The sequence below is a fragment of the Shuttleworthella satelles DSM 14600 genome (assembly GCF_000160115.1).
Taxonomy (GTDB): Bacteria; Bacillota; Clostridia; order Lachnospirales; family Lachnospiraceae; genus Shuttleworthia; species Shuttleworthia satelles.
Genome location: NZ_GG665867.1, coordinates 320,539 through 341,768 on the forward strand (window position 1 = coordinate 320,539; position 21,230 = coordinate 341,768).

General features: G+C 42.5%; 17 protein-coding genes. 16 read left to right on the plus strand and 1 reads right to left on the minus strand.

Going from position 1 to position 21,230, the window contains the following annotated elements:
- Window positions 1–56: 56 nt before the first annotated feature.
- The 5 genes from GCWU000342_RS08270 (at window position 57) to GCWU000342_RS08290 (ending at window position 5,327) form a co-directional block, all read left to right on the plus strand.
- Window positions 57–767, plus strand: a complete 711-nt coding sequence (locus GCWU000342_RS08270; protein ID WP_006906936.1) for an ABC transporter ATP-binding protein — start codon at window positions 57–59, stop codon at window positions 765–767.
- Complete coding sequence (locus GCWU000342_RS08275; RefSeq protein ID WP_006906937.1) at window positions 764–2,314, plus strand: hypothetical protein; 1,551 nt, start codon at window positions 764–766, stop codon at window positions 2,312–2,314. Before GCWU000342_RS08270 ends, GCWU000342_RS08275 begins: the two co-directional genes overlap by 4 nt.
- A gap of 139 nt (window positions 2,315–2,453) precedes the next feature.
- On the plus strand, window positions 2,454–2,864 hold the full coding sequence (locus tag GCWU000342_RS08280) for a sigma-70 family RNA polymerase sigma factor (RefSeq protein WP_006906938.1): 411 nt from the start codon (window positions 2,454–2,456) through the stop codon (window positions 2,862–2,864).
- Window positions 2,865–3,326: 462 nt separating this feature from the next.
- Window positions 3,327–3,473: a hypothetical protein gene (locus tag GCWU000342_RS10925; RefSeq protein ID WP_039883526.1), complete on the plus strand. Its 147-nt coding sequence runs from the start codon at window positions 3,327–3,329 to the stop codon at window positions 3,471–3,473.
- Window positions 3,474–3,533: 60 nt separating this feature from the next.
- Window positions 3,534–5,327, plus strand: coding sequence for a recombinase family protein (locus GCWU000342_RS08290; protein WP_006906939.1), 1,794 nt, complete (start codon window positions 3,534–3,536; stop codon window positions 5,325–5,327).
- Window positions 5,328–5,602: 275 nt separating this feature from the next.
- Here the strand turns inward: GCWU000342_RS08290 and GCWU000342_RS08295 are convergent, their stop codons facing one another.
- Window positions 5,603–7,312 carry an IS1634 family transposase gene (locus GCWU000342_RS08295; protein WP_006906940.1) on the minus strand — a complete coding sequence of 570 codons (1,710 nt, stop codon included), beginning with the start codon at window positions 7,310–7,312 and terminating at the stop codon, window positions 5,603–5,605.
- A gap of 285 nt (window positions 7,313–7,597) precedes the next feature.
- Here GCWU000342_RS08295 and GCWU000342_RS08300 point away from each other — a divergent pair, with 285 nt between their 5' ends.
- The 11 genes from GCWU000342_RS08300 to GCWU000342_RS11010 all read left to right on the plus strand — a co-directional run bounded on the left by GCWU000342_RS08300 (window position 7,598) and on the right by GCWU000342_RS11010 (window position 20,934).
- Window positions 7,598–8,941 (plus strand): transposase, encoded by a 1,344-nt coding sequence (locus tag GCWU000342_RS08300; protein WP_045000951.1) that lies wholly within the window; start codon window positions 7,598–7,600, stop codon window positions 8,939–8,941.
- A complete protein-coding gene (locus tag GCWU000342_RS08305; protein ID WP_006906942.1) occupies window positions 8,931–10,718 on the plus strand; it encodes a type I restriction-modification system subunit M in 1,788 nt (595 codons plus the stop codon). The genes GCWU000342_RS08300 and GCWU000342_RS08305 overlap by 11 nt, the downstream gene beginning before the upstream one ends.
- Window positions 10,711–11,934: a restriction endonuclease subunit S gene (locus GCWU000342_RS08310; protein WP_006906943.1), complete on the plus strand. Its 1,224-nt coding sequence runs from the start codon at window positions 10,711–10,713 to the stop codon at window positions 11,932–11,934. Before GCWU000342_RS08305 ends, GCWU000342_RS08310 begins: the two co-directional genes overlap by 8 nt.
- Window positions 11,935–11,937: 3 nt before the next feature.
- Window positions 11,938–15,054: a type I restriction endonuclease subunit R gene (locus GCWU000342_RS08315; protein WP_006906944.1), complete on the plus strand. Its 3,117-nt coding sequence runs from the start codon at window positions 11,938–11,940 to the stop codon at window positions 15,052–15,054.
- A gap of 17 nt (window positions 15,055–15,071) precedes the next feature.
- Window positions 15,072–15,233, plus strand: a complete 162-nt coding sequence (locus GCWU000342_RS10555; protein WP_006906945.1) for a DUF262 domain-containing protein — start codon at window positions 15,072–15,074, stop codon at window positions 15,231–15,233.
- Window positions 15,234–15,306: 73 nt separating this feature from the next.
- Window positions 15,307–15,645: a transposase gene (locus tag GCWU000342_RS08320; protein ID WP_045000954.1), complete on the plus strand. Its 339-nt coding sequence runs from the start codon at window positions 15,307–15,309 to the stop codon at window positions 15,643–15,645.
- 29 nt (window positions 15,646–15,674) lie between these two features.
- On the plus strand, window positions 15,675–16,550 hold the full coding sequence (locus tag GCWU000342_RS08325; protein WP_006906947.1) for an IS3 family transposase: 876 nt from the start codon (window positions 15,675–15,677) through the stop codon (window positions 16,548–16,550).
- 300 nt (window positions 16,551–16,850) lie between these two features.
- Complete coding sequence (locus GCWU000342_RS08330) at window positions 16,851–18,152, plus strand: ATP-binding protein (protein WP_006906949.1); 1,302 nt, start codon at window positions 16,851–16,853, stop codon at window positions 18,150–18,152.
- 202 nt (window positions 18,153–18,354) lie between these two features.
- Window positions 18,355–19,452, plus strand: a complete 1,098-nt coding sequence (locus tag GCWU000342_RS08335; protein WP_006906950.1) for a Fic family protein — start codon at window positions 18,355–18,357, stop codon at window positions 19,450–19,452.
- A 212-nt stretch (window positions 19,453–19,664) separates the two neighbouring features.
- Window positions 19,665–20,615 carry an NAD(P)-dependent oxidoreductase gene (locus GCWU000342_RS08340; protein ID WP_006906951.1) on the plus strand — a complete coding sequence of 317 codons (951 nt, stop codon included), beginning with the start codon at window positions 19,665–19,667 and terminating at the stop codon, window positions 20,613–20,615.
- A 103-nt stretch (window positions 20,616–20,718) separates the two neighbouring features.
- Window positions 20,719–20,934 carry an FAD-dependent oxidoreductase gene (locus GCWU000342_RS11010; protein ID WP_242649998.1) on the plus strand — a complete coding sequence of 72 codons (216 nt, stop codon included), beginning with the start codon at window positions 20,719–20,721 and terminating at the stop codon, window positions 20,932–20,934.
- Window positions 20,935–21,230 lie beyond the last annotated feature (296 nt).

The following is a 21,230-nucleotide window of genomic DNA, read 5'->3' on the forward strand; positions in this document are numbered from 1 at the left end:
CAGAGTAAAATAGCTCCAGACAGATTATTCTGCTGGGGCTATTTTTAGGAGGAGTTATGCTGGAAATAAGTAATTTTTCAACAGTTTATAGCAATGGTCATGTGGCAGTTGATAATTTAAATCTAACAGTAGAAGCAGGTGATATATATGCTTTTATAGGTTCCAATGGTTCAGGAAAGACATCAACTATAAAGGCTATTGTGGGGATACATGATTTTAATGGAGAAATTATTGTTAATGGTAAAAAGGTAAGCAAAAATAATGAAATTTATAAAAAAGATATCGCTTATATACCGGATAACCCTGATGTATATGAAAATTTGACAGGATTTCAATATGTAAATTTTATATCTGATTTATATGAAGTCGAAAAGAATGTAAGAAAAGAAAAATTAGACTATTTCTCTAACTTGTTTGAGATGAAAGCCTTTCTAAGCAATGCAATCTCATCCTATTCGCATGGTATGAAGCAAAAAATTGTTATTATTTCAGCGTTTATACATTCTCCGAAGCTATTGGTAATGGATGAGCCTTTTGTGGGCTTAGATCCCAAATCATCATACTTGCTAAAAGAAGAAATGAGAAAATTAGCAAGAGGTGGTGGAGCGATTTTCTTTTCAACACATGTTTTAGAAGTGGCAGAGAAGTTATGCAATAAAATTGCAATGATAGATAATGGACGTTTGATTGTTGAAGGGGAAACGACGGAAATATTAAAAAATGCAGATGGATTAGAGCAATATTTTATGGAGATGATTAAAAAATGAAAAATACTATGATACTTGCAAAAAATCAAGTATTTAATAATCTCCTTAATATAGGAAATGGAGAGAAAAATAAAAAAGAAACGTTGACTTATACTGCATTAAGCCTATTTTCTGTGTTTCTGTTGGTGTGCTTATACAATTTGTTTTCAATAAAATCAATTATAGAAATGGGGTTAAATAAGTATGCGATGTCATATGGAGTTTCCGTATCATTTTTCTTTGTAGTATTAGCAACGATTTTTAAAAGTAATTCTATTTTCTTTTACAATAAAGACTTTGAAATGCTTAGTTCTTTTCCCGTGAAAAAGTCGGAAGTCATTGCAAGTAAGTTTTTTCTATTATATCTAATAGATATAGTTATATGTGAAAGCATATTATTACCGGATATGATTTTGTTGGTAGTTAAACAATACATTTCAATTAAACTGTTTCTGTTTTTTTTAGCAACAAGTATTGTTACGCCTGTCATTCCTATGTGTGTGGCTTCTATTTTAGCAATTTTAATAGAGATATTAGGGAACTTATTTAAAAGAAAAAATATTGTGAATATCGTTTTATCATTTTTATTTTTTATAGGATATTTCATAGCCATATCAATAAATCGTGATGAGAAAAATGTGGCGTTAGAAGAAATCGTAGAAAATAAGCTTATAAAAATATTTCCTTTAGCAAAGTTGTTTTATATAGGAGAAAATCTACAAAATGGGATTGTTCTTTTCATACTTATTTCAGTGGTGATTTTCAGCTTGTACTGTTTTTTAATAATGAAAAACTACGATAATATACATCAATATCTGAATAGAAGCTTTCAAGGGAAATCTTGTATCAATTTGGAGATTAAGATAAAGAAACCATGTAGAGCATTGTTTGAAAAAGAATTGAGAAGGTATTTAGGTTCAAGTAGTTATGTTATAAATACCTCTTTAGGTGTTATGGTTTTGTGCTTTACTTCGGTTGCGAGTATTTTGTTTGGAGTTTCGAATATAGAGAAATTATTTGGGATAAGGTCATTAGATTTAATCCTTTCTCAATATGCTTCATTGGTTATTGCTTCGTTTTTAGTAATGTCTTGTACGACTTCGTCATCTATATCATTAGAGGGTAATAATCTATGGATATTGCAATCATCGCCGGTATCTGTCAAAAAAATTGTAAACAGTAAAATAGCGGTAAATATCTTGATACATTTTATAGGCTATTTTTTCGCCGTTACAATGATCTTCTTAAAAATTAAATTAAATGTGATTCAAATGCTTTCGATATTGATTGTTCCGATATGTTATTCATTATTTATTTCAGTTGTGGGACTGTATATTAACATGAGGTATATGAAATTAATATGGAGTGATGAGATAAGTGTAGTAAAGCATAGTACAGCAGCTATACTAACCAATCTCATTGCAATATTTATGGTTGCTGCTCCTGTTACAATGATGATTTTCTTGAACTTGTCATATCAAATAGCGATGCTTATAATATGCACCTTAATGCTAATTGTTTGTCAAAAATTATATAGAGTTACTCTATCTGCAAATTTGTGCAAGTGATGCGAAGAAAATACTCATGACTTAATAGTAAAACTAAATACAGAAATAACTCCAAGAGGACCTTTTACGCCAAAGTGTAGAAGTCCTCCTTTTTTATTCTCAAAAGCAAAACAGAGAACAGGCAAAGGAGGATAATACAATGGCTAAAGAATATTCCCTTTATATCAAAGGAAAAGCTGTATCGGTAAGCGAAGATGTCTATAAAGCCTATTGGAAGATAATCGAGCATGAAAAATATCTTCAAAAAAAGGATTGGAAGTATGGAATTATTCCATTTTCATCATTGGATCATGATGGACACTTCGCAGATAACATTGTTGATGAAAGCATTGATGTAGCAAAAATTGTGGAAACACAGATAATGATTGAAGCATTGAGAAATGCTATATCAAGACTAAATGATGAAGAAAGGGACATCATTGAGCGTTTGTACTTCAATGATGAAACGCTTCGTTCAGTAGCAAAGCTTAAAAGTATTACACATCCAGCTTTAATCAAAAGAAGAAACAAAATTCTTGAAAAGCTGAAAAAATTCATCGAAGAACTTTAAAACTTCGGTAACCAAAGGGGTCAAATTTTCCTTATGTAAAGTGAAGGGGAGTTTGACCTCCTTTACCTTTATAAGAGATATAGCCTATTTATGACAAAAAGGAAGATGTAAAGAAAATCCCTTTCAAATATTTGTTCTTTGACAACTGAATAGACCATGACGGGACTTTTAATTACTTAGTGAGCGTAAGAAATTTACGCCAAGACTTTTCTGCTGAAGAAATTCGGTTTAAATGAATACTGTCAAAGATAAGGATATAAGGAAACGAGCGATGAATAAATTTTCTTAAAGCAAAGGACAAGGATAACTTTGTGAGCTATGACCTGAGTAATGATAATGATACTTCTTTAGTGAAAGCCGGCTCATCTTAACAGGGGCGGTGGTGAGATTCCAATGTTGCTTATCCTAAGCACCCGTTAATGTCATAAAACTTTAGATAAAATTATATGAGGAGGATTTAGAATGAATAATGAACTATTAAGATATAGCCTCCAATTATCTATGCTATCTATCTTGCTCTCTAAACATTTACTAAACGATATTGAATACAGAAAGATAAAGTTAAAACTGATGAAAAAGTACAATATTTCAACAGAATTATATTTATAATGTTTTGCGAGTGTGGTATAATAGAACTGCATAGAGAGATACAAAAAGGAGGCGGATGCAGTGAAGAAAGATGTAAAAGTTATTAAAGGTGATACCACACTGAAAAGAACTGCATCAGGCTGTGTTGAACGCTCAATAAAGCGAGTGGCAGCTTATTGCAGAGTTAGTACAGATACTGAAGATCAGATTAACAGCTATAATTCTCAAGTAGAACACTACACAGAATTTATAAAGAAAAATAAAGAGTGGACACTTGCAGGAATATATGCTGATGAAGCGATAACCGGTACACAGGTTGACAGAAGAATTGATTTTCAAAGACTAATCAATGATTGTATGAACGGCGATATAGATATGATAATTACAAAGTCTATATCAAGATTTGCAAGAAATACATTAGACACCTTAAAGTATGTAAGAAAGTTGAAAGAGTTTAATGTTGCGGTCTTTTTTGAAGAGGAAAACATAAACACCTTAACAATGGACGGAGAGTTGCTTTTAACAATTTTAAGTTCAGTTGCGCAACAGGAAGTAGAGAACATTTCAGCCAATGTCAAAAAAGGTTTGAGAATGAAGATGGAAAGAGGAGAAATGGTCGGCTTTCAAGGGTGTTTAGGCTACGACTATGATCCGGAAACTAAAAGCATTTCTATCAATGAAAAAGAAGCTGAGATTGTAAGATATATTTTCAGAAGATATATTGAAGGTGTTGGCGGTATGGTAATCTCCAGAGAACTTGAAGAACAAGGATATTTATCGCCAAGAGGAAATAAAAGATGGACGGAAACAACAGTTTTAGGAATCATAAAAAACGAGAAATATAAAGGGGATCTTATGATGGGAAAGACCTATACGGTTGATCCTATTTCAAAGAGAAGATTGGATAATTTCGGAGAACAGGATAAGTTTTATATAGAGAACCATCACGAGCCAATCATTTCGGAAGAAGATTTTGAAAAAGCTCAAGGTATTAGATTAAGAAGGTCAAAAAACAGAAATACCGTTGCTAATAATGGCGGTAAGAGAGAAAAGTATTCAAGAAAATATGCTTTTAGCAGCATGCTTGAATGTGGATTTTGCGGTCATAATCTTTCAAGAAGAAATTGGCATTCGAGTTCAGAGTATACAAAAGTTATATGGCAGTGTGTCAATGCTACTAAAAACGGAAAGAAGTATTGTCCGCATAGTAAAGGGATTGAAGAAGAAGCCATAGAAAAAGCATTCATGGAAAGCTATCGTCAGGTATGCCACAATAATGTGGAAATTACTAATGAATTCCTTAAAACTGTGGAAGAAGAATTGAAAGACAACAGTTTAGCTAAAGACCTGAAGAAGATAACAAATCAACTTGATAAGATACTAAAGAAAGAAAAGGATCTTGTTGAGTTAAGGCTGAATGAGTCAATCAGCATGGATATATATCAGGATAAGTATAATGAAATAGCTATTAGTAAAGAGAAATTACTTGCAGAAAAAAGGACTTTAGAAGTAACACTCACTGATGAAAAAGCGTTGAAGAAAAGGCTCGAGGGGTTTAAAAAATTACTTGAGTCCAATAAATATCTTGAGGAATTTGATAGGGCAGTATTTGAAAGTATAGTAGATAAAATCATCATTGGGGGAACTAACGATGAAGGTGAAATTGATCCTGCAATGATTACTATCATATATAAGACTGGAAAAAAAGATTCTCAGGACGGAAGATTATTCAAGAGCAGAAGAAAAAATGCCAAGGAAGTTAATGAGGAAACTGACAACAAATTGTATCCTCATTCAAGCGACGAGGTCAATAATTTGTGTTCCTATCCTATGGACAACACATGTGGAGACGGTGGTGTTGATGTCAAGGATTAAGGAGTGAAACTCGTAGAAAGCCCGGAACTACAAGAATTTGCGGGAGATGAAAGTTATGTCAAACTTCGGAACTCAGGGAGTCTGTTTTTACGTGAATGAGGGTTCTGTAAATATGATTTGAACACTATAGCATTGAGTCAATATTGCAAAAAAATGGCAAAGCGCTTGCAAAGAGAAACCCATCTTTGACAGTTAATTAAGAGTGAGAAGCCCACAAGTCGCGTAGTTACGCCATTTGTGGGCTTCTGTTCTGTTTCTAAATTCTAGCTATATTTCTACTTTCTTGTTACTGTTAAAATCTTTTTCATATTTCTCTGAGACACAATCTCATAATCCGTTCTGAAACCAAATACATCGTGCAGTTTATCCGTAAGATCAGTGCGAGTGTACTCCGGGATATACCCCTCACCGGGCACTACCAGCATGTTCATCTCTTTCAGCGTTCTTATGATGTTTTCGCTGGTATAGCTCTCGCCTAGCTTCTTCTCCAGAATGCGGTAAAGGATCAGTGCTGTGAAGCAGGTGATGAAATGTGCCGTGATTCGATCTTTTCGGCTCAGATATACCGGTCGAGCCTGGAATTCGCTTTTCATAATCCGGAAGCATTCTTCTATCTGCCATCGTTTTTGGTTGATGCTGATGATCGTTGCGGCATCATCTTCAAGGTTTGTACATACGGCGTAGAAGCCGTCATAATGTTCTTCCTCTCTGGCAACATTTTCATCCATCGAAGCGATCATTTTGTCTGCAATCTCACCGTCAGAGGTACAGTGATCCTGACGGATAAACCGTTTGGGATCGTTCGGTCGCTTTCTTTTCAGAGAAGAGGGGTTGTCGACAAGTTTTTGGGCACGTTCAAGCTGCCGACTGCGTATTTTTCTCATATAGTCCCGGTATTGGAAGGAGAAGGTAACGATAAGATGCTGCTCAAGGCCGTCCTCGTTAATCCATCGGTCTTTATAGAAGGTTTTCTCATAGTTCTCATTCTCATCTAATTCACTAAGCTTGTACTCTCTTTTGTCCCCGATCAGATGCCATCCATCCGCATCAAGACAGTAATCCTTGAGAAATCCTTTTAGCTTCTTGATCGGTTGCGTTGTTACAAATTTCCGGTTTGGAGTGCTGTTGAAGATACGATTCGAGACGGATGATAGTCCGGCAACTGTACAGACAATAAACTTCGTCATTCCAAAGTCGGTAAGGATCTTTTTCTCCAGCGGCTTCATTGAGGGCTGTTCATTTTCATTTCCGTTAAAGACGGAGAAGGTGAGTGGAATACCATCTGCATCCATAAACAGACCCATCTGGACAATCGGATTCGGTCGATTTTCCTTGGAATGACCATATTTTCTGAAATCATCAGCTTCTTCAATCTCAAAGTAATAGTTGGTGCAGTCATAGTAAAGGACTCTCTTGTGCCGAGTCAGCACCATTTCAGAATTCTTGTAAAGCTGAGCCTGGAAAAAGTCGTTTTCTTTTGCGAGGATCTCCAGCGCCCGGTAAACGTGATGGAACTTACAGTCTGGCTTTTCAAGAAACTTCCGTGAAATTTCAAGAGAAGATCTCTTGGATCCCGGATAAATAATCCTGGAGAAGAGCAGCATCGACAGGATGTGATTCAGATCATACTCGAACTTATACTTTTCAGCGATCTGCGCACAGATGTCGTGGATTTTTAAATCATAGTAGATGTCCTTGAGGAAGAGATAGCCGACATTTACGCTGCGGCAGGTATCTTTTTTAATCCTGGCAGAAGAGGAATACTTGATTATGATGTCCTTTTTTGAAGCTTTTTCTTCTGCAGAGCGTTTGGCGGCATACTGCTTAGCCCATTCTAGAGGAGTGAGATCTCCGCAAATCTTTAGGAGATCGTCTTCGGCACCGATCTTCTCTATTGTTTTCGTAGTGGATTTACCATTCACCCAAACAGATTTACTCAGGTAATAAATAGTCTGATTCTTAGATTTTGATACGGACACCTTCATGATGTTGTTCCTCCTATATATCCATTATACAACATATAGCCTAATATAGCTATCGTAAATCCGATGAAATTTGACAAAAAAACAGGCTTTTCAAGGCCTGTAGGGTTTTTAGAATTATTCAACTGTCAAAGTCCCGAACTGTCAAAGTCCCAATTATAGCAAGATGCAAATTTTTACTAAAATTATGGCATTTCTTTTTTGGTGGTAAAATATAAATAATAAATTAATTTATTCGGTTTATGGTGGTATAATGAAATGAAGACTGAAAATAGGAGGAGTGCGCTCTTGGGCAGGAAACGGTATAAGCGGAAAGATGTGTCAAAAGAAAAAACCGCGGCTCTCGGCATCGACGATTTGTTCGCGCTGAAGACGAGCGATGACAATCACTTTTATGCCGTGCATGAGCGTTACTTTTCCGATGACAAGGTGGCGTGCCCGGCTTGCGGATCGACTAAAACACGGTGTTCAAAAGTCGTGAAGCGAAACTTCAAAGACATATTGTGGGATAAGCCATCAGGCAAGGATGAGGAAGAAAAGAAGTTCCGTGTGGTAGACCTGACCTTTTATCAGCGATACCTTCGCTGCGACGGCTGCAACAACAGCGTCTTCCCGGAGCCTATTGATTTCGGAGATAAAGGATGCCGCTATACCAACAGGCTGTCAGACGACTTGGCAGATGGGACATTCCGCTTCTCTTATAAGAAGGTTTGCGATTACTACGGTGTCCCGGCGTCTACTGCCTCTATCGGACCTATTATGCGCAGAAGGATTCAATACCGTGAATCACTATTGCTGCCGGTCAGCACACCGCAAAGACTTGGAATCATGGAAGTAGTGTTCTTTCGTGAATCCCGACCTATCGTATATGCGCTGCGAGATGACGGCGTGTACTGCCTGGATATCCTTGAGGACTCCCCGGAAGAAACTGTACTGACTTTTTTGCGTACATTGGACACGAACGAGGTTGACACGGTTTTCATCGATCCAGTTGAAAGCATACGCAGTGCTGCAGCGACCGCGTTTCCGGGCGCAAATATTGTGGTGTCAGATGAGTGCCTGCTTCGCTATGCCAGAAACGCAATGCTTGAAATCATACATTCGGATGGAAAGCGGTTTCCTGTGAAATTCAAGGATGCGGCTCTCACCATGCAAGACAAGCATCTTCAAAGCGATTTCGAGCGGCAGCAGATAAAAGACGGCATGGAAAGCCGACCAAGATTGAAATCTGCGTATGAGAGGCATCAGGCTTTCATGGAACTTCTATCTGGTGACTGGAAGACAGAGGATTTGGAGAAATGGGTGGATGCGCTGCCGGACGATTTGCCGGGGTTCGATCCCCTTGTCGATGTGATCGATTTGTTTAAGCAGGAAATCTCCGGCTACCTTGAATTAGAAGAAAAACCGCCGGATTTCTATCCAACGGCATTGCAGGCGGTGTGTGAAGCATTCCGAGGAATGCCCCACTGCATATTCGATGTGTTGAGGGCGCGATGTTTCCTTACTATCGCTTACGACACCATCGAAGAGAATGGCGAAAAATATCGGCTTGGGATACATACCACCAGGCTGACTCAAAAAATGAATGAGATTTCGAACAACATCAAGGAGGCAAGAGAATATGGACTCTAACGATAAGATCAAGGCAGTTGGCATCAATATTAAAGAAAAGGCAAACCTGATCTGGAATGTGGCTAACTCCCTGTTTGGTGCATACAAGCCCCATGAGTACGGTCTTGTTATCCTGCCGATGGCTGTGATTAAACGATTCCACGACTGCCTTCTCCCCACCCATGATAAAGTGCTTGCGACATACGAAAAGATCAAGCATCTCGCTGTGAAAGAAGGATTCCTTCGGACGGCCACGGGCGGTTACCGTTTCTACAATGTCAGCCCCTTTACTTTCGAGCGGCTGAAAGCTGACCCAGAGAACATCAAGGCAAATTTCGAATCCTACATCAACGGCTTTTCCGACAATGTCATAGACATTCTTGCAAACATGGGATTCTTTAACCAGATCGACCGCATGAACGATGCTGGGGTTCTGTATCAGGTCATCAGCGACTTCTGCGAAGATAGCGCAGACATGAGTCCTGACAAAATCTCTGCTGTCGATATGGGCTATGTATTTGAAAATCTCGTCCAGAGATTTTCCGAAAGCTACGACGAAGAAGCCGGAGCACACTTTACCAGCAGGGACATCATTTATCTGATGTGTGACATGTTGACAATGGAGGCTGATTTTTCGAGCTCCGATAGCCCTGCCAAGACCGTATATGACATGGCAATGGGAACAAGCCAGATGCTTACCTGCATGGAGGAACGCATAAAATCGCTGGATGCGGAAGCACAAATCATCTGCTATGGTCAGGAAATTAATCCGTTTACTTTTGGTATCGCTAAAGCGGACGTGCTTATCCGCGGCGGTGATCCTGACAACATGCGGTTCGGCGATACATTAAATGACGATAAGTTCAAGGGATACACCTTCGATTATTGTATTTCCAATCCGCCCTTTGGCATCGACTGGAAGCGCGAGGCAGCGGACGTTGAGAAGGAGCACAAAAAGGGTGATGCTGGACGTTTCGGAGTCGGACTTCCTGCGAAGTCGGATGGGCAAATGCTCTTTATGCTGAACGGTATAGCCAAGCTGAAAGATACCGGCCGAATGGCAATTATCCAGAATGGATCTTCTTTATTTACAGGGGATGCCGGAAGCGGTCCAAGTGAAATCAGGAGATACATTATAGAGAATGACTGGCTGGATGCCATTGTTCAGCTGCCGAATGACAGTTTCTACAATACCGGGATTGCCACCTATGTATGGATCATCACAAAAGATAAGCCTGTGACGCATCGAGAGCAGGTTCTGCTGATCGATGCCAGCGGCTGCTATGAGCAGCGCAGGAGCCCAATCGGTAATAAGCGTGTAGATATCACTGAAGTTTGCCGTGATCTTATTGTCAAAGCCTACAGCGACTACGACAGCAAGACTTACGAAAAGAAAATTGACAGCAATACAGCGATTGTTGTTAAAAGCAAAAGGTTGGATTCGATTTCGCTCGGCTATAACAAAATCACGGTGGAAAGCCCACAGCTTGATGATGACGGGGAACCAATCCTCAAAAAGGGGAAGAAAGTCGCTGATACATCCAAGCGTGATACGGAAACCGTACCTCTGGATGAAGATATGGATGTTTACTTTGAAAGGGAAGTTCTTCCTTATCGTCCGGGTGCATGGATAGACAAATCGAAGACAAAGGTTGGTTACGAGATTCCATTTACCAAGACATTTTATGAATACCTTGAAATGGAGTCGGCCGATGAAATAGCCAAGCGCATCGAAGAGCATGAACACAGCTTGATGCAGAAACTGCGGGCGCTGTTCGGAGGTGAGCAGAATGAGTGAAACAGTTCGATACACCGACATGAAGGACAGCGGAATCAAATGGATTGGCGAGGTTCCTGCAAGCTGGAATGTCCGGACGCTCTATCAGCTTGCGACAAGGGTGAATAACAAGAATTCTGACCTCGCTGAACAGAATCTGCTCTCTTTAAGCTATGGAAAAATAAAGCGCAAGGACATCAATACCAAGGACGGTCTGCTGCCTGCTTCTTTTGATGGATATAACATCATCGAAGCCGGTGACATTGTGCTGCGCCTTACTGATCTTCAGAATGACCATACGAGTTTGCGTGTCGGGCAGGCTACAGAACGTGGCATCATTACTTCGGCATATACTACTCTGCAGCCGATCAACCCGTCGAATGCCAGATATCTGTATTATTTGCTTCATGCTTTTGACCTCAAAAAAGGTTTTTACGGCATGGGTTCAGGAGTGAGACAAGGCTTGAACTATGACGAGGTTAAAGAGCTGCGATCAGTTCTTCCTTCACAGATAGAGCAAGATGCGATTGTTTCTTATCTGGATGATGTTTGTCAGCAGATAGATTTGATAATCGAGGAAGCAAAATCCAGCATTGAGGGCTATAAAGGGTGGCGGTTATCGACCATCAAAGAGGTGACTACTCATGGCATCTCCAAAGACGTTGAAATGGTAGATACAGAAATATCGTGGGCAAAATCGATTCCTTCGAATTGGAATATTGGAAAAGGGCATTATTTTGCCTCAACATATAGTGGTAGAGCGATCCCTGGTGATGGTACTACAGGAAGCATACCTGTTTATGGCTCAGGTGGTTCTTTTAAGAAAACAGAGAATCCGTTATACGCAGGAGAAGCTGTCCTATTTGGACGAAAGGGTACTCTCGGAAAGCCTATATATGTAAATAGACCTTTCTGGGCTGTCGACACTATTTATTATGCCGTGTGCAATGAAAAATGGATGCTACCCAAATATCTATACTATATGCTTACGATATTTGATTGGGAGTCTTTCATTACACATACTGCCCTTCCAAGCATTGTGGCGAATGAAGTCTTTTCATCGGTGTTCATTTGTCCCCCAATATCAGAGCAACTACAAATTATAAAAAAATTAGACTGCGTATGTGACAATGCAGATACTGCGATTGAGGCAACTGAACATTTGATTGAAGAACTTGAGTTATATAAGCGTTCTCTAATTTATGAGGCTGTTACAGGAAAGCGAAAGGTGGTGTGACCTATGAATGAGAAGAAAGGATTTCAGGATCGTGCCAGAGCGTATTATGATGGAGTTCAAAGCATGGATGAATCCGAAAAAAGATTTGAGGAATTCATAGAAGACTACCTCATTTCTGAAGAAGGCGGGTGGACGAAGGCGACGGATGCCGGACTTCGTGGCGAGGAAAGCCGTGGCATGAATCTGGACATTGTGACGCTGACGGACTTCGTAAAAAGCACCCAGCCGATGGCATGGAAGCGCTTCGAGCGGATGTGTACCATCAATCCGGTACGCCAGTTCTACAAGTCGTTCGAGAACGCTGTTGTTCAGAATGGGCTCATTTCCGTTCTGCGTTATGGGTTCAAGCATCGCGGCGTCAACTTCCGTGTGTGCTACTTCAAGCCGGAATCAGAACTGAATGAACTGGCGGTGGCGAACTATCAGAAAAATGTCTGCCAATGCATCCGGCAGTGGCATTATTCCGAGCAGAACAAGAACAGCATAGATATGCTGCTCGCCGTCAACGGCATCCCGGTCATTGCCATCGAACTGAAGAATCAGCTGACCGGGCAGTCTGTGGATGACGCAAAAAAGCAGTGGGCATATAACCGGAATCCGAAAGAACCGGTCTTCAGTTTTAATAAGCGGATACTGGCTTACTTCGCCTGCGATCTTTACGATGTTTACATGACCACGCGGCTTGAAGGTCCGATGACAAACTTCCTTCCATTCAATCAGGGGAGCAACGGCGCAGGGCATGACGGCGGCGCAGGTAATCCGCCTAATCCGACGGGCGGGTATGTGATCTCCTACTTCTGGGAGAATGTTCTGCAAAAGGACAAGCTCCTGGATATCCTTCAAAAGTTCATCAGCTATGAGAAGACCGAGAAGAAGGAAATCCTGCCTGACGGCTCTGCCAACATCAAGAAGACAGAGAAAATCATCTTCCCGCGCTACCATCAGCTCGATGTTGTGCGGAAACTGGTGGATCATGTCCGCGAGAACGGACCGGGACACAATTACCTCATCCAGCATAGCGCGGGCTCCGGCAAATCAAACTCCATCGCATGGACAGCTTACCGAATGGCGAGTCTGCATAATGCCGAAAACGAAGCTGTATATGATAGCGTGATCGTCGTGACAGACCGCCGTGTACTTGACCAGCAGCTGCAGGCGACAATTTCTAGCTTTGACCACACGCTCGGCAGCGTAGAAACCATCGACGATAAGAAAAGCTCGAAGGACCTTCTGAACGCAATCAACAAGGGTAAGCGCATTATTGTCACTACCCTGCAGAAGTTCCCAGTCATTTATGAACAGGTCAATTCGTCTGTTGGCAAGCACTATGCCATCATCGTGGACGAAGCGCACAGCAGCCAGACCGGGCAATCGGCGATGAAACTGAAAGCCGCTCTCGCTGACGTCTCGGATGCGCTTGAAGAATATGCGGAACTTGAGCAGAAAGCGGTGGACGAGATTGAGGCAAAGGACATCCTCGTTCAGGAAATGCTCAGTCAGGGGAAACACAGTAATCTGAGCTTCTTCGCTTTCACAGCCACTCCGAAAGGCAAAACGCTTGAAATTTTCGGCGAGCCCCAGCCGGACGGTTCCTTCCATCCCTTCCACATCTACTCCATGCGTCAGGCAATCGAAGAAGGATTTATTCTGGACGTTCTGGCAAACTACACCACCTATAAGATGTGCTACCAGATTGCAAAGAATGTGCCGGACAATCCCGACGTTCCCACATCAAAAGCAGTACGCACCATCCGCCGCTATGAGGAACTGCATCCGCATAATCTCGCGCAAAAGGCTGCTATCATTGTTGAGACGTTCCGGGATGTTACCAAGCACAAGATTGGCGGTCTCGGAAAGATGATGGTCGTAACCGCCTCCAGGCTTGCGGCGGTTCGCTACTACCACGAAATCAAACGGTATCTGGAACAGAATGATTATGACGATGTGGAAATCATGATCGCGTTCAGCGGAAGCCTGAAAGACCCGGATGATCCGGACGGTCCGGAATACTCCGAAAGTTCCATGAATGTAGACAGCAATGGAAACCGCGTTAAAGAGAGCCAAACAAAGAATGTCTTCCACGATGAAGGGGACATCCTGATTGTTGCAGAGAAATACCAGACGGGATTCGACGAGCCGCTGCTCCATACCATGATTGTGGATAAGGAACTTAGGGACGTTAAAGCGGTTCAGACTTTGAGCCGGTTGAACAGAACCTATCCCGGAAAAGTGGACACCTTCGTTCTGGATTTCGTAAATGATGTTGACCGCATCAGAGAGGCTTTCCAGCCGTTCTATCAGGAAACGAGCCTTGATGAAGAGATTAATTTTGACCTGATTTACACCACGCAGAATATCCTTCATGGATTTAATGTTTATTCCGAAGAAGATATTGAGGCAGTATCGCAGATATACTTTGACCCGGATATTCGCAAGGCAAATGCCACACAGGGGAAGATTTCAAATATCCTCAAGCCTGTTGCTGACCGGTACAATCAGCTGAATCAGGAACAGCGGTATCAGTTCCGCAGAGAAGTCCGAGCTTTTGTGAAATGGTATAATTACATTTCACAGATAACGAGGATGTTTGATAAGGAACTTCATAAGGAATACATCCTGTGCTCATACCTCGCGAAACTGCTGCCCGCCGATAAAACACAGCCGTTCGACCTCGATAACCGCGTAAAACTGGAATACTATCGGCTTGAAAAAACCTTCGAGGGCGCGATTGAACTGGAGGCTGAACCGGGCTCGTGGAAGCCTACGCAGCCAAAAAAAGCCGGCGGACAAAAAGACAGGATGAGTCCTCTGGATGAGATTATTGCCAGGATTAACGAGGAATTTTTCGGAGACTTTACGGATGCAGATCGCGTTATGGTAGACACGCTCTATTCCAAGATGCGCAAGGATGCAAAGGTGAAAAAGGCTGCCAAGAGCAACGACAGGCAGGTTTACGAACACAGCATCTTCCCCGGAATCTTTGACACGACCGCACAGGAAGCCTACATGGAGAACACGGAGGCTTATGAGCAGCTCTTCCTCGATGCGGAAAAATACAGAGTCATACAACAGGCTCTTGCTGAACGGCTCTACAAGGAGCTGCATGGAGAAAACAAGTAAAGGAGTCGAAAAGCAGGATGAAAACGAATGACAGACCACTTACCGATTTGATGAAGGCTGTGGACAATGGAGCGGCACAGCTGCCGGACTTTCAGAGAGGCTGGGTATGGGATGACGGGCGCATCAAGGCATTGATTCTCAGCGTCATACACAACTTTCCTGTAGGTGCGGCGATGTGATGCTGTATAAATAAAGTTGACATCTTATTCGCAAGGATTTCATTATAATCAAAAAAATAAGGAGGCGTTTACGGTGGCAACTAACAGACAGTACGATCAGGAGTACAAAATCCAGACAGTTAAGTTGGCAAAAGAGATTGGCCAGGCAAAAGCTACACATGAACTCGGCATCCCCAAAAACACGCTCTATACATGGATACGCGCTAATAGGCTCGGAAATCTGGATCTTGGAGCGGGATCTCAGACCCCCAAAAGTGCTATGACCCTGAATGAGGAGCTGATCACCTTACGTAAGCAGGTCAAAGATCAGGATAAGGAAATTCGTCGCCTTAAAGAAGAAAATGAGTTCCTGGAGGAAGACAGCGCTTTTTTCGCCGCGAGCCGTCTGAAGTCAGCAAAAATGAAAGGCTGAAATATATCGCTGTTAAGACAGAAGGCGGCATGATGAAAGGAAAACTTACATTCTACTGTCGGATGCTCCATGTGAGCTGCCAGGCATTCTATAAATACCTGCAACGTAAGGATCGGCCTTGGAAATATCAGAAGCTGGCCGATGCTATGCGGGATATCCTAAAGGAAGATGAATGTAATGATACCTATGGTCGTTCCAGGATGCGTGATGCTCTTCTGCAGAAGAAGCCGAAGAATGTCGATATCCCGAGTGAGCGGACCGTCTATCGAATAATGGAAGAAATCGGCATCAGTCATCGTCCAAAGCGTAAACCAAATGGAATAACGAAAGCCGACAAGGCTGCTCGTAAATCGGATGATCTGCTCAAGCGGGATTTCAGGTCAACAGAGCCACTGACAAAATGTGTTACGGACATAACCGAAATCAAGGCGAGTGATGGTAAACTCTATGTTTCTGCCATGTTTGACTGCTTTGATCTGGCTGTCTTAGGACTGGCAATGGCTACCAACATGAAGGCTCCGTTGTTTGCCCGAACCCTGAGGAATGCTCATAAGGCTTACCCGGGGATCGAAGGTGCGATTTGCCATAGCGATCGTGGAGTACAGTACACCAGTGATTGCTACCGTAGAGCCGTCCAGGACTGCCATATAACACAGAGCATGAACAGTGATGGTGGCCGTTGCCATGATAATACTCGTTGTGAGAGCATGTGGGCGAGAATGCAATCTGAACTCTTATATGATTGCTATGACACCGAGAAGATGACTGTAACTGAGCTAAAAGAGCTTATCTGGCGTTACTACATGAGCTACTGGAATAACCGTCGAATCTGTTCCGCAAATGATGGCCTTCCACCCATGGTCAAGAGACAACAATACGATTCATCTTTACAGGAAGCAGCTTAGGGTTGTAAATCCTTGAGGAAAATCTGTCAACCATTATTGACAATATCAAGAACATCTATGTGTCAATTGAAAAAGCTGAATTATCAATCAGAAGAAAAATGAGAATCATTGGCTGTATAGCATCTGGGTTGAAGTCTTCTTTGAGAATCACTGGATAAATGAAAACGAGAGAATAAAAATGCGGATTCCGCAAAAATTATTCAAATAACACTTGAAAACCTTTGCACGATCATGTATATTAAACACGAAAAATAGATGCGGATTCCGCAAAATATTTCGTAAAGGATAAGGTGCTGATGAATGGAATTTAAAAGACAACAATACCTGCAGAAGCTGATTGCAAAGATGAATAACGGCAAAGTGAAGGTTATCACTGGTATAAGGCGGTGTGGAAAGTCATATCTGCTGTTTGGACTTTTCGCTTGTTATCTTCATGAGAATGGTGTGGCTGATGATCAGATTATAACCCTTGCTCTTGATGAAGTCCTCAGCGCAAAATATAGAAATCCGATGAACCTTGATAAATTCATCAGGGAACAGATAACAGATAAAAAGAAGCAGTACTATATCTTTATCGATGAGATTCAGTTTGTGGAGGAAATCCGAAATCCCTATATAGACAATAAAGATGCGAAAATCACCTTTATCGATGTTATTCTCGGATGGATGAAAATCAAGAATGCAGACGTGTATGTAACCGGAAGCAACTCGAAGATGCTTTCCAGCGATGTGTTGACACAGTTCCGAGACCGCGGGGATGAAATATGTGTTTACCCGCTCTCATTTGCAGAATTTCATGAAGTATATGGCGGAAATGAGAGAGACGCCTGGCCCGACTATTATACTTATGGGGGCATGCCTGCCGCTTTTTTACTTCCATCACATGAAGAAAAAAGCAGATATCTCCAGGATTTGTTCAGGCGTACCTATATAAAGGATGTCATTGAACGACATAACATACAAAATGATGCAACCGTGCTTGATGATCTTCTTAACATCACAGCATCAGCGGTTGGGTCGCTTACAAATCCGACAAAGTTAGCAAATACATTTCGAAGTGAAAAACAGGTGCGGATTAATCCTGCGACGATTGAGCGGTATCTCGGCTATTTTGAGGATGCTTTTCTGGTATGCCGGGCCAATCGGTATGATGTAAAGGGAAAGAAATATCTGCAGACTCCCCTGAAATATTATTACACAGATGTCGGACTGCGAAACGCCAGGCTTGGCTTCCGCCAGCAGGAGGAAACGCATATTATGGAAAATGTCCTCTATCTCGATTTGGTTCGGAGAGGATATGATGTTGATGTGGGCGTTGTGGAACAGAATATCAAAACGCCGGAAGGGAAGAAACTGCGGAAACAGCTTGAGGTGGATTTTGTTGTGAATCGCGGGAATGAGCGGTATTACATTCAATCGGCATTGTCCATTGCCGAACCCGAAAAAAGGATGCAGGAAATCGCATCGCTCATCCGCATCCCGGATTCCTTCAGAAAGATTGTAGTGACCAGAGATTATATTAAGCCGTGGATGGATGAAAATGGTATCTTGTACCTTGGAGTTGAACAGTTCCTGTTGGATGAAAATGCACTTAGGAAATAGACTTCTTCAGTCATACTGTTTTGACCTATGAGATTTTTGGTACAACCGTTGACATCCACGGCATTGTCTCAAGGCATGTGGAGACGGTCTGTTTGATGTCAAGAGTCGAAGGGAAATAGGCGCGAAAACGAAATGATTGCCTGCTGCTCTGATAGAACGAGACCGGTTATTTTCAAGCATTTGAACAACGAGGTGGAGTGGAGTGAACAAGGATCCATTTGAAGAGTATATCAAAGAATCTGAACCGGCAAAGCGAGACAAGGGCTATGCATGGCATACAGCCATTGGCCTGCAGGCGGTTGACGGGCTAAAGACATCAGAATATCTTGTGCATACTGCCGTCCGGAATATCGAGGGGGAGATTTCCTTTGAAGAGGCAAATGCGCTTTTACAGATCTATTACGAGGAGAATCCTACCCGTGATGCGTCAGACCGCACCGAGGAAGCCGACAAGGTTTCCGCACGGATTGCTGCGCTGCTTTCCGAGCGTGCCTTTAGTTTCACGCCGAATGAGTATCTCTCTATTCATAGAAAGCTATTTACCGGTATCTATTCCCATGCAGGGCGAATTCGGGATTACAACATTACAAAGAAAGAATGGGTGCTGAATGGAGCAACTGTGCTTTATGGAAGCGCTACGGAGCTGCGAGCGACACTGGATTATGATTTCTCGGAAGAGAAGAAATTTTCTTATAGGAATCTCTCGATGGACGAGATCATTCATCATCTTGCGTTTTTCGTTTCCAGACTGTGGCAGATCCATATTTTTGCCGAGGGCAATACCAGAACGACTGCGGTATTCTTCATCAAGTATCTGCGCACGCTGGGCTTTGATGTGACGAATGACATCTTTGCAGAGAATGCTTGGTATTTCCGCAATTCACTCGTCTGCGCAAACTATAACGATCTGAAAAATGGTATTCATGAGACGATAGAATATCTTGAACTGTTTCTTCGCAATCTCCTTCTGAACGAGAATCATCCTCTTCATAACCGGACATTGCATATTAGTGGAACATTTAAAGAAACAGAAAAACCGGACATTGAAATTAAAAAACCGGACATTGAGACGTTAAAACTGGACATTGAAAAATCATTCCAGACGAAAACAGCAAGTCATATTTTGAAACTTCGTGAAGCATTTCCGGGTCAGACGATCTTTGGACGCTCAGATGTGATGAAGGTGGTTGATATTAAAGCATCCAGAGCCTCTGATCTTCTGAGGGCAATGGTGGAATATGGAGTCATTGAATCTGTGTCGGGACATGGCAAAGGTAAATATCAATTTCGGCAGCATTAGAGTCGAGACGATGGAATTTCAGACTTGTTCCCTCAGAGCGAAATCTAGAAGCGATCATCAAATCTGTGAGTTTGCATATTATATTATAGGTAGGAGTAAGGTCTTTTACCTGTTTCCAAAAACGCACAAGGGTAAGAATAGGTGTGTTTTAAGGCAAAAACTCCCCGCACAAATTCATTGTCATTCAACTGCATTGAAAGAAGGTTTTTATTATGAGCAAAATCGTAATTATGGAATCCCTTGGCATCTCTGCCGAAGAGCTTGCCGCCCGCAAAGCACCTTTTGAAGCACAGGGACATGTGTTTGTGGACTATCCCAAAACCACCGATTCCGCCCAGCTGGTCGAAGAAGCCAAGGATGCAGATGCCATGATCCTTGCCAATATGCCGATGCCAGCCGATGTCCTGCGCAAATGTGATAAGCTCAAGTTTATCGATGTTGCTTTTACCGGTGTGGATCATGTTGGTCTGGATGCTGCCAAGGAGAAGAATATCGCCGTTAGCAACGCTTCCGGTTACTCCAATGAGGCAGTTTCCGAGCTGGTCATCGGTACGACTCTTTCTCTTGCCCGGAATCTCCGCAGTGTGGAAGACCGCTGCCGTGAAGGAAAGGACAAGACTGGTCTTGTCGGCTGGGAGATTAAGGGCAAAACGGTCGGTATTATCGGTTTTGGCAAAATCGGTACCCGGACTGGCGAACTGTTCCACGCATTTGGGGCTAATGTTCTGGCTCAGAGCCGTACGCACCATGATGGCGTTGCAGGATACATCGAGCAGGTCACTCAGGACGAATTACTCCGCCGCTCGGACATCGTTGTTCTGCATTGCCCGCTGAATGATTCCACCCGTGGCATGATCAACGCAGAAAAGCTTGCGATGATGAAACCCACCGCTCTTCTGGTCAATGTTGCGCGCGGCCCTGTTGTCGCGGGAAAAGACCTCGCCGTAGCACTTGAAAACGGTGTGATTGCCGGTGCTGCCATTGATGTCTTTGATAAAGAGCCGCCGCTGGACACCGCCTCTCCCATCCTGCATGCCCCCAACTGCCTTGTAACTCCTCATGTCGCATTTGCCACGCAGCAGTCTATGAGTCTCCGAGCTGAGATTGTCTTTGATAATCTCGCCAAATGGATGGAAGGCCATCAGATCAACGTCATTCTCTGATTTCTCCTGTATTTACTATTTTCTTTGAACCATTTCTCCTTAAAAACAGTCCAGCGCAGCAGATGCACCTACTGTACAGCTTCCTGTTCTGGAAACGGATGTTTTGGTTGCCGGTGCTGGTACGGCCGGCTGCATCGCTGCAATCGCAGCTGCACGCCAAGGCGCATCTGTCATCCAGATCGAAAAACTGCCCGTTTCCGGTGGCGTTCCTCATGAGCAAAAGATTGATGGATGGCGGCGTCATCGCCAGCGGTGTAAGCGGATGGAGCCGGTAAGCAACTGGCTCCATACTATGCTCCAGAAATTCGGCAGCGCATAGAACACCTGCTTTGGATGCAAATTTGTAAATATGCCTGTATTACACGTAAACAAGGGCAAGACGGCGGCACTGTGCCTCGCAAAGCGGCTAGATTTTCTGGGCAAAGGCGTCGGCTACGAAGAATGCGTTTGACGTTCTGCCGGAAGGAACAAAACTTTCCACAATCAACAAACTGTGCGCCGAGAGAAAGCGGCTGGTTGAAGAACGGAAAGCTGAGTATGAGTTAATTGTTTGTATTTAGCCATTTGATCCTCCTGTTCTAGTCAGAGCAACAGGACAAGACCCCCAGTAGCTAT

Coding starts and splice junctions, on each gene's coding strand:
- GCWU000342_RS08270 (WP_006906936.1), top strand. CDS start 57: ATGCTGGAAATAAGTAATTTTTCAACAGTTTATAGCAATGGTCATGTG.
- GCWU000342_RS08275 (WP_006906937.1), top strand. CDS start 764: ATGAAAAATACTATGATACTTGCAAAAAATCAAGTATTTAATAATCTC.
- GCWU000342_RS08280 (WP_006906938.1), top strand. CDS start 2,454: ATGGCTAAAGAATATTCCCTTTATATCAAAGGAAAAGCTGTATCGGTA.
- GCWU000342_RS10925 (WP_039883526.1), top strand. CDS start 3,327: ATGAATAATGAACTATTAAGATATAGCCTCCAATTATCTATGCTATCT.
- GCWU000342_RS08295 (WP_006906940.1), bottom strand. CDS start 7,312: ATGAAGGTGTCCGTATCAAAATCTAAGAATCAGACTATTTATTACCTG.
- GCWU000342_RS08305 (WP_006906942.1), top strand. CDS start 8,931: ATGGACTCTAACGATAAGATCAAGGCAGTTGGCATCAATATTAAAGAA.
- GCWU000342_RS08310 (WP_006906943.1), top strand. CDS start 10,711: ATGAGTGAAACAGTTCGATACACCGACATGAAGGACAGCGGAATCAAA.
- GCWU000342_RS08315 (WP_006906944.1), top strand. CDS start 11,938: ATGAATGAGAAGAAAGGATTTCAGGATCGTGCCAGAGCGTATTATGAT.
- GCWU000342_RS10555 (WP_006906945.1), top strand. CDS start 15,072: ATGAAAACGAATGACAGACCACTTACCGATTTGATGAAGGCTGTGGAC.
- GCWU000342_RS08325 (WP_006906947.1), top strand. CDS start 15,675: ATGATGAAAGGAAAACTTACATTCTACTGTCGGATGCTCCATGTGAGC.
- GCWU000342_RS08330 (WP_006906949.1), top strand. CDS start 16,851: ATGGAATTTAAAAGACAACAATACCTGCAGAAGCTGATTGCAAAGATG.
- GCWU000342_RS08340 (WP_006906951.1), top strand. CDS start 19,665: ATGAGCAAAATCGTAATTATGGAATCCCTTGGCATCTCTGCCGAAGAG.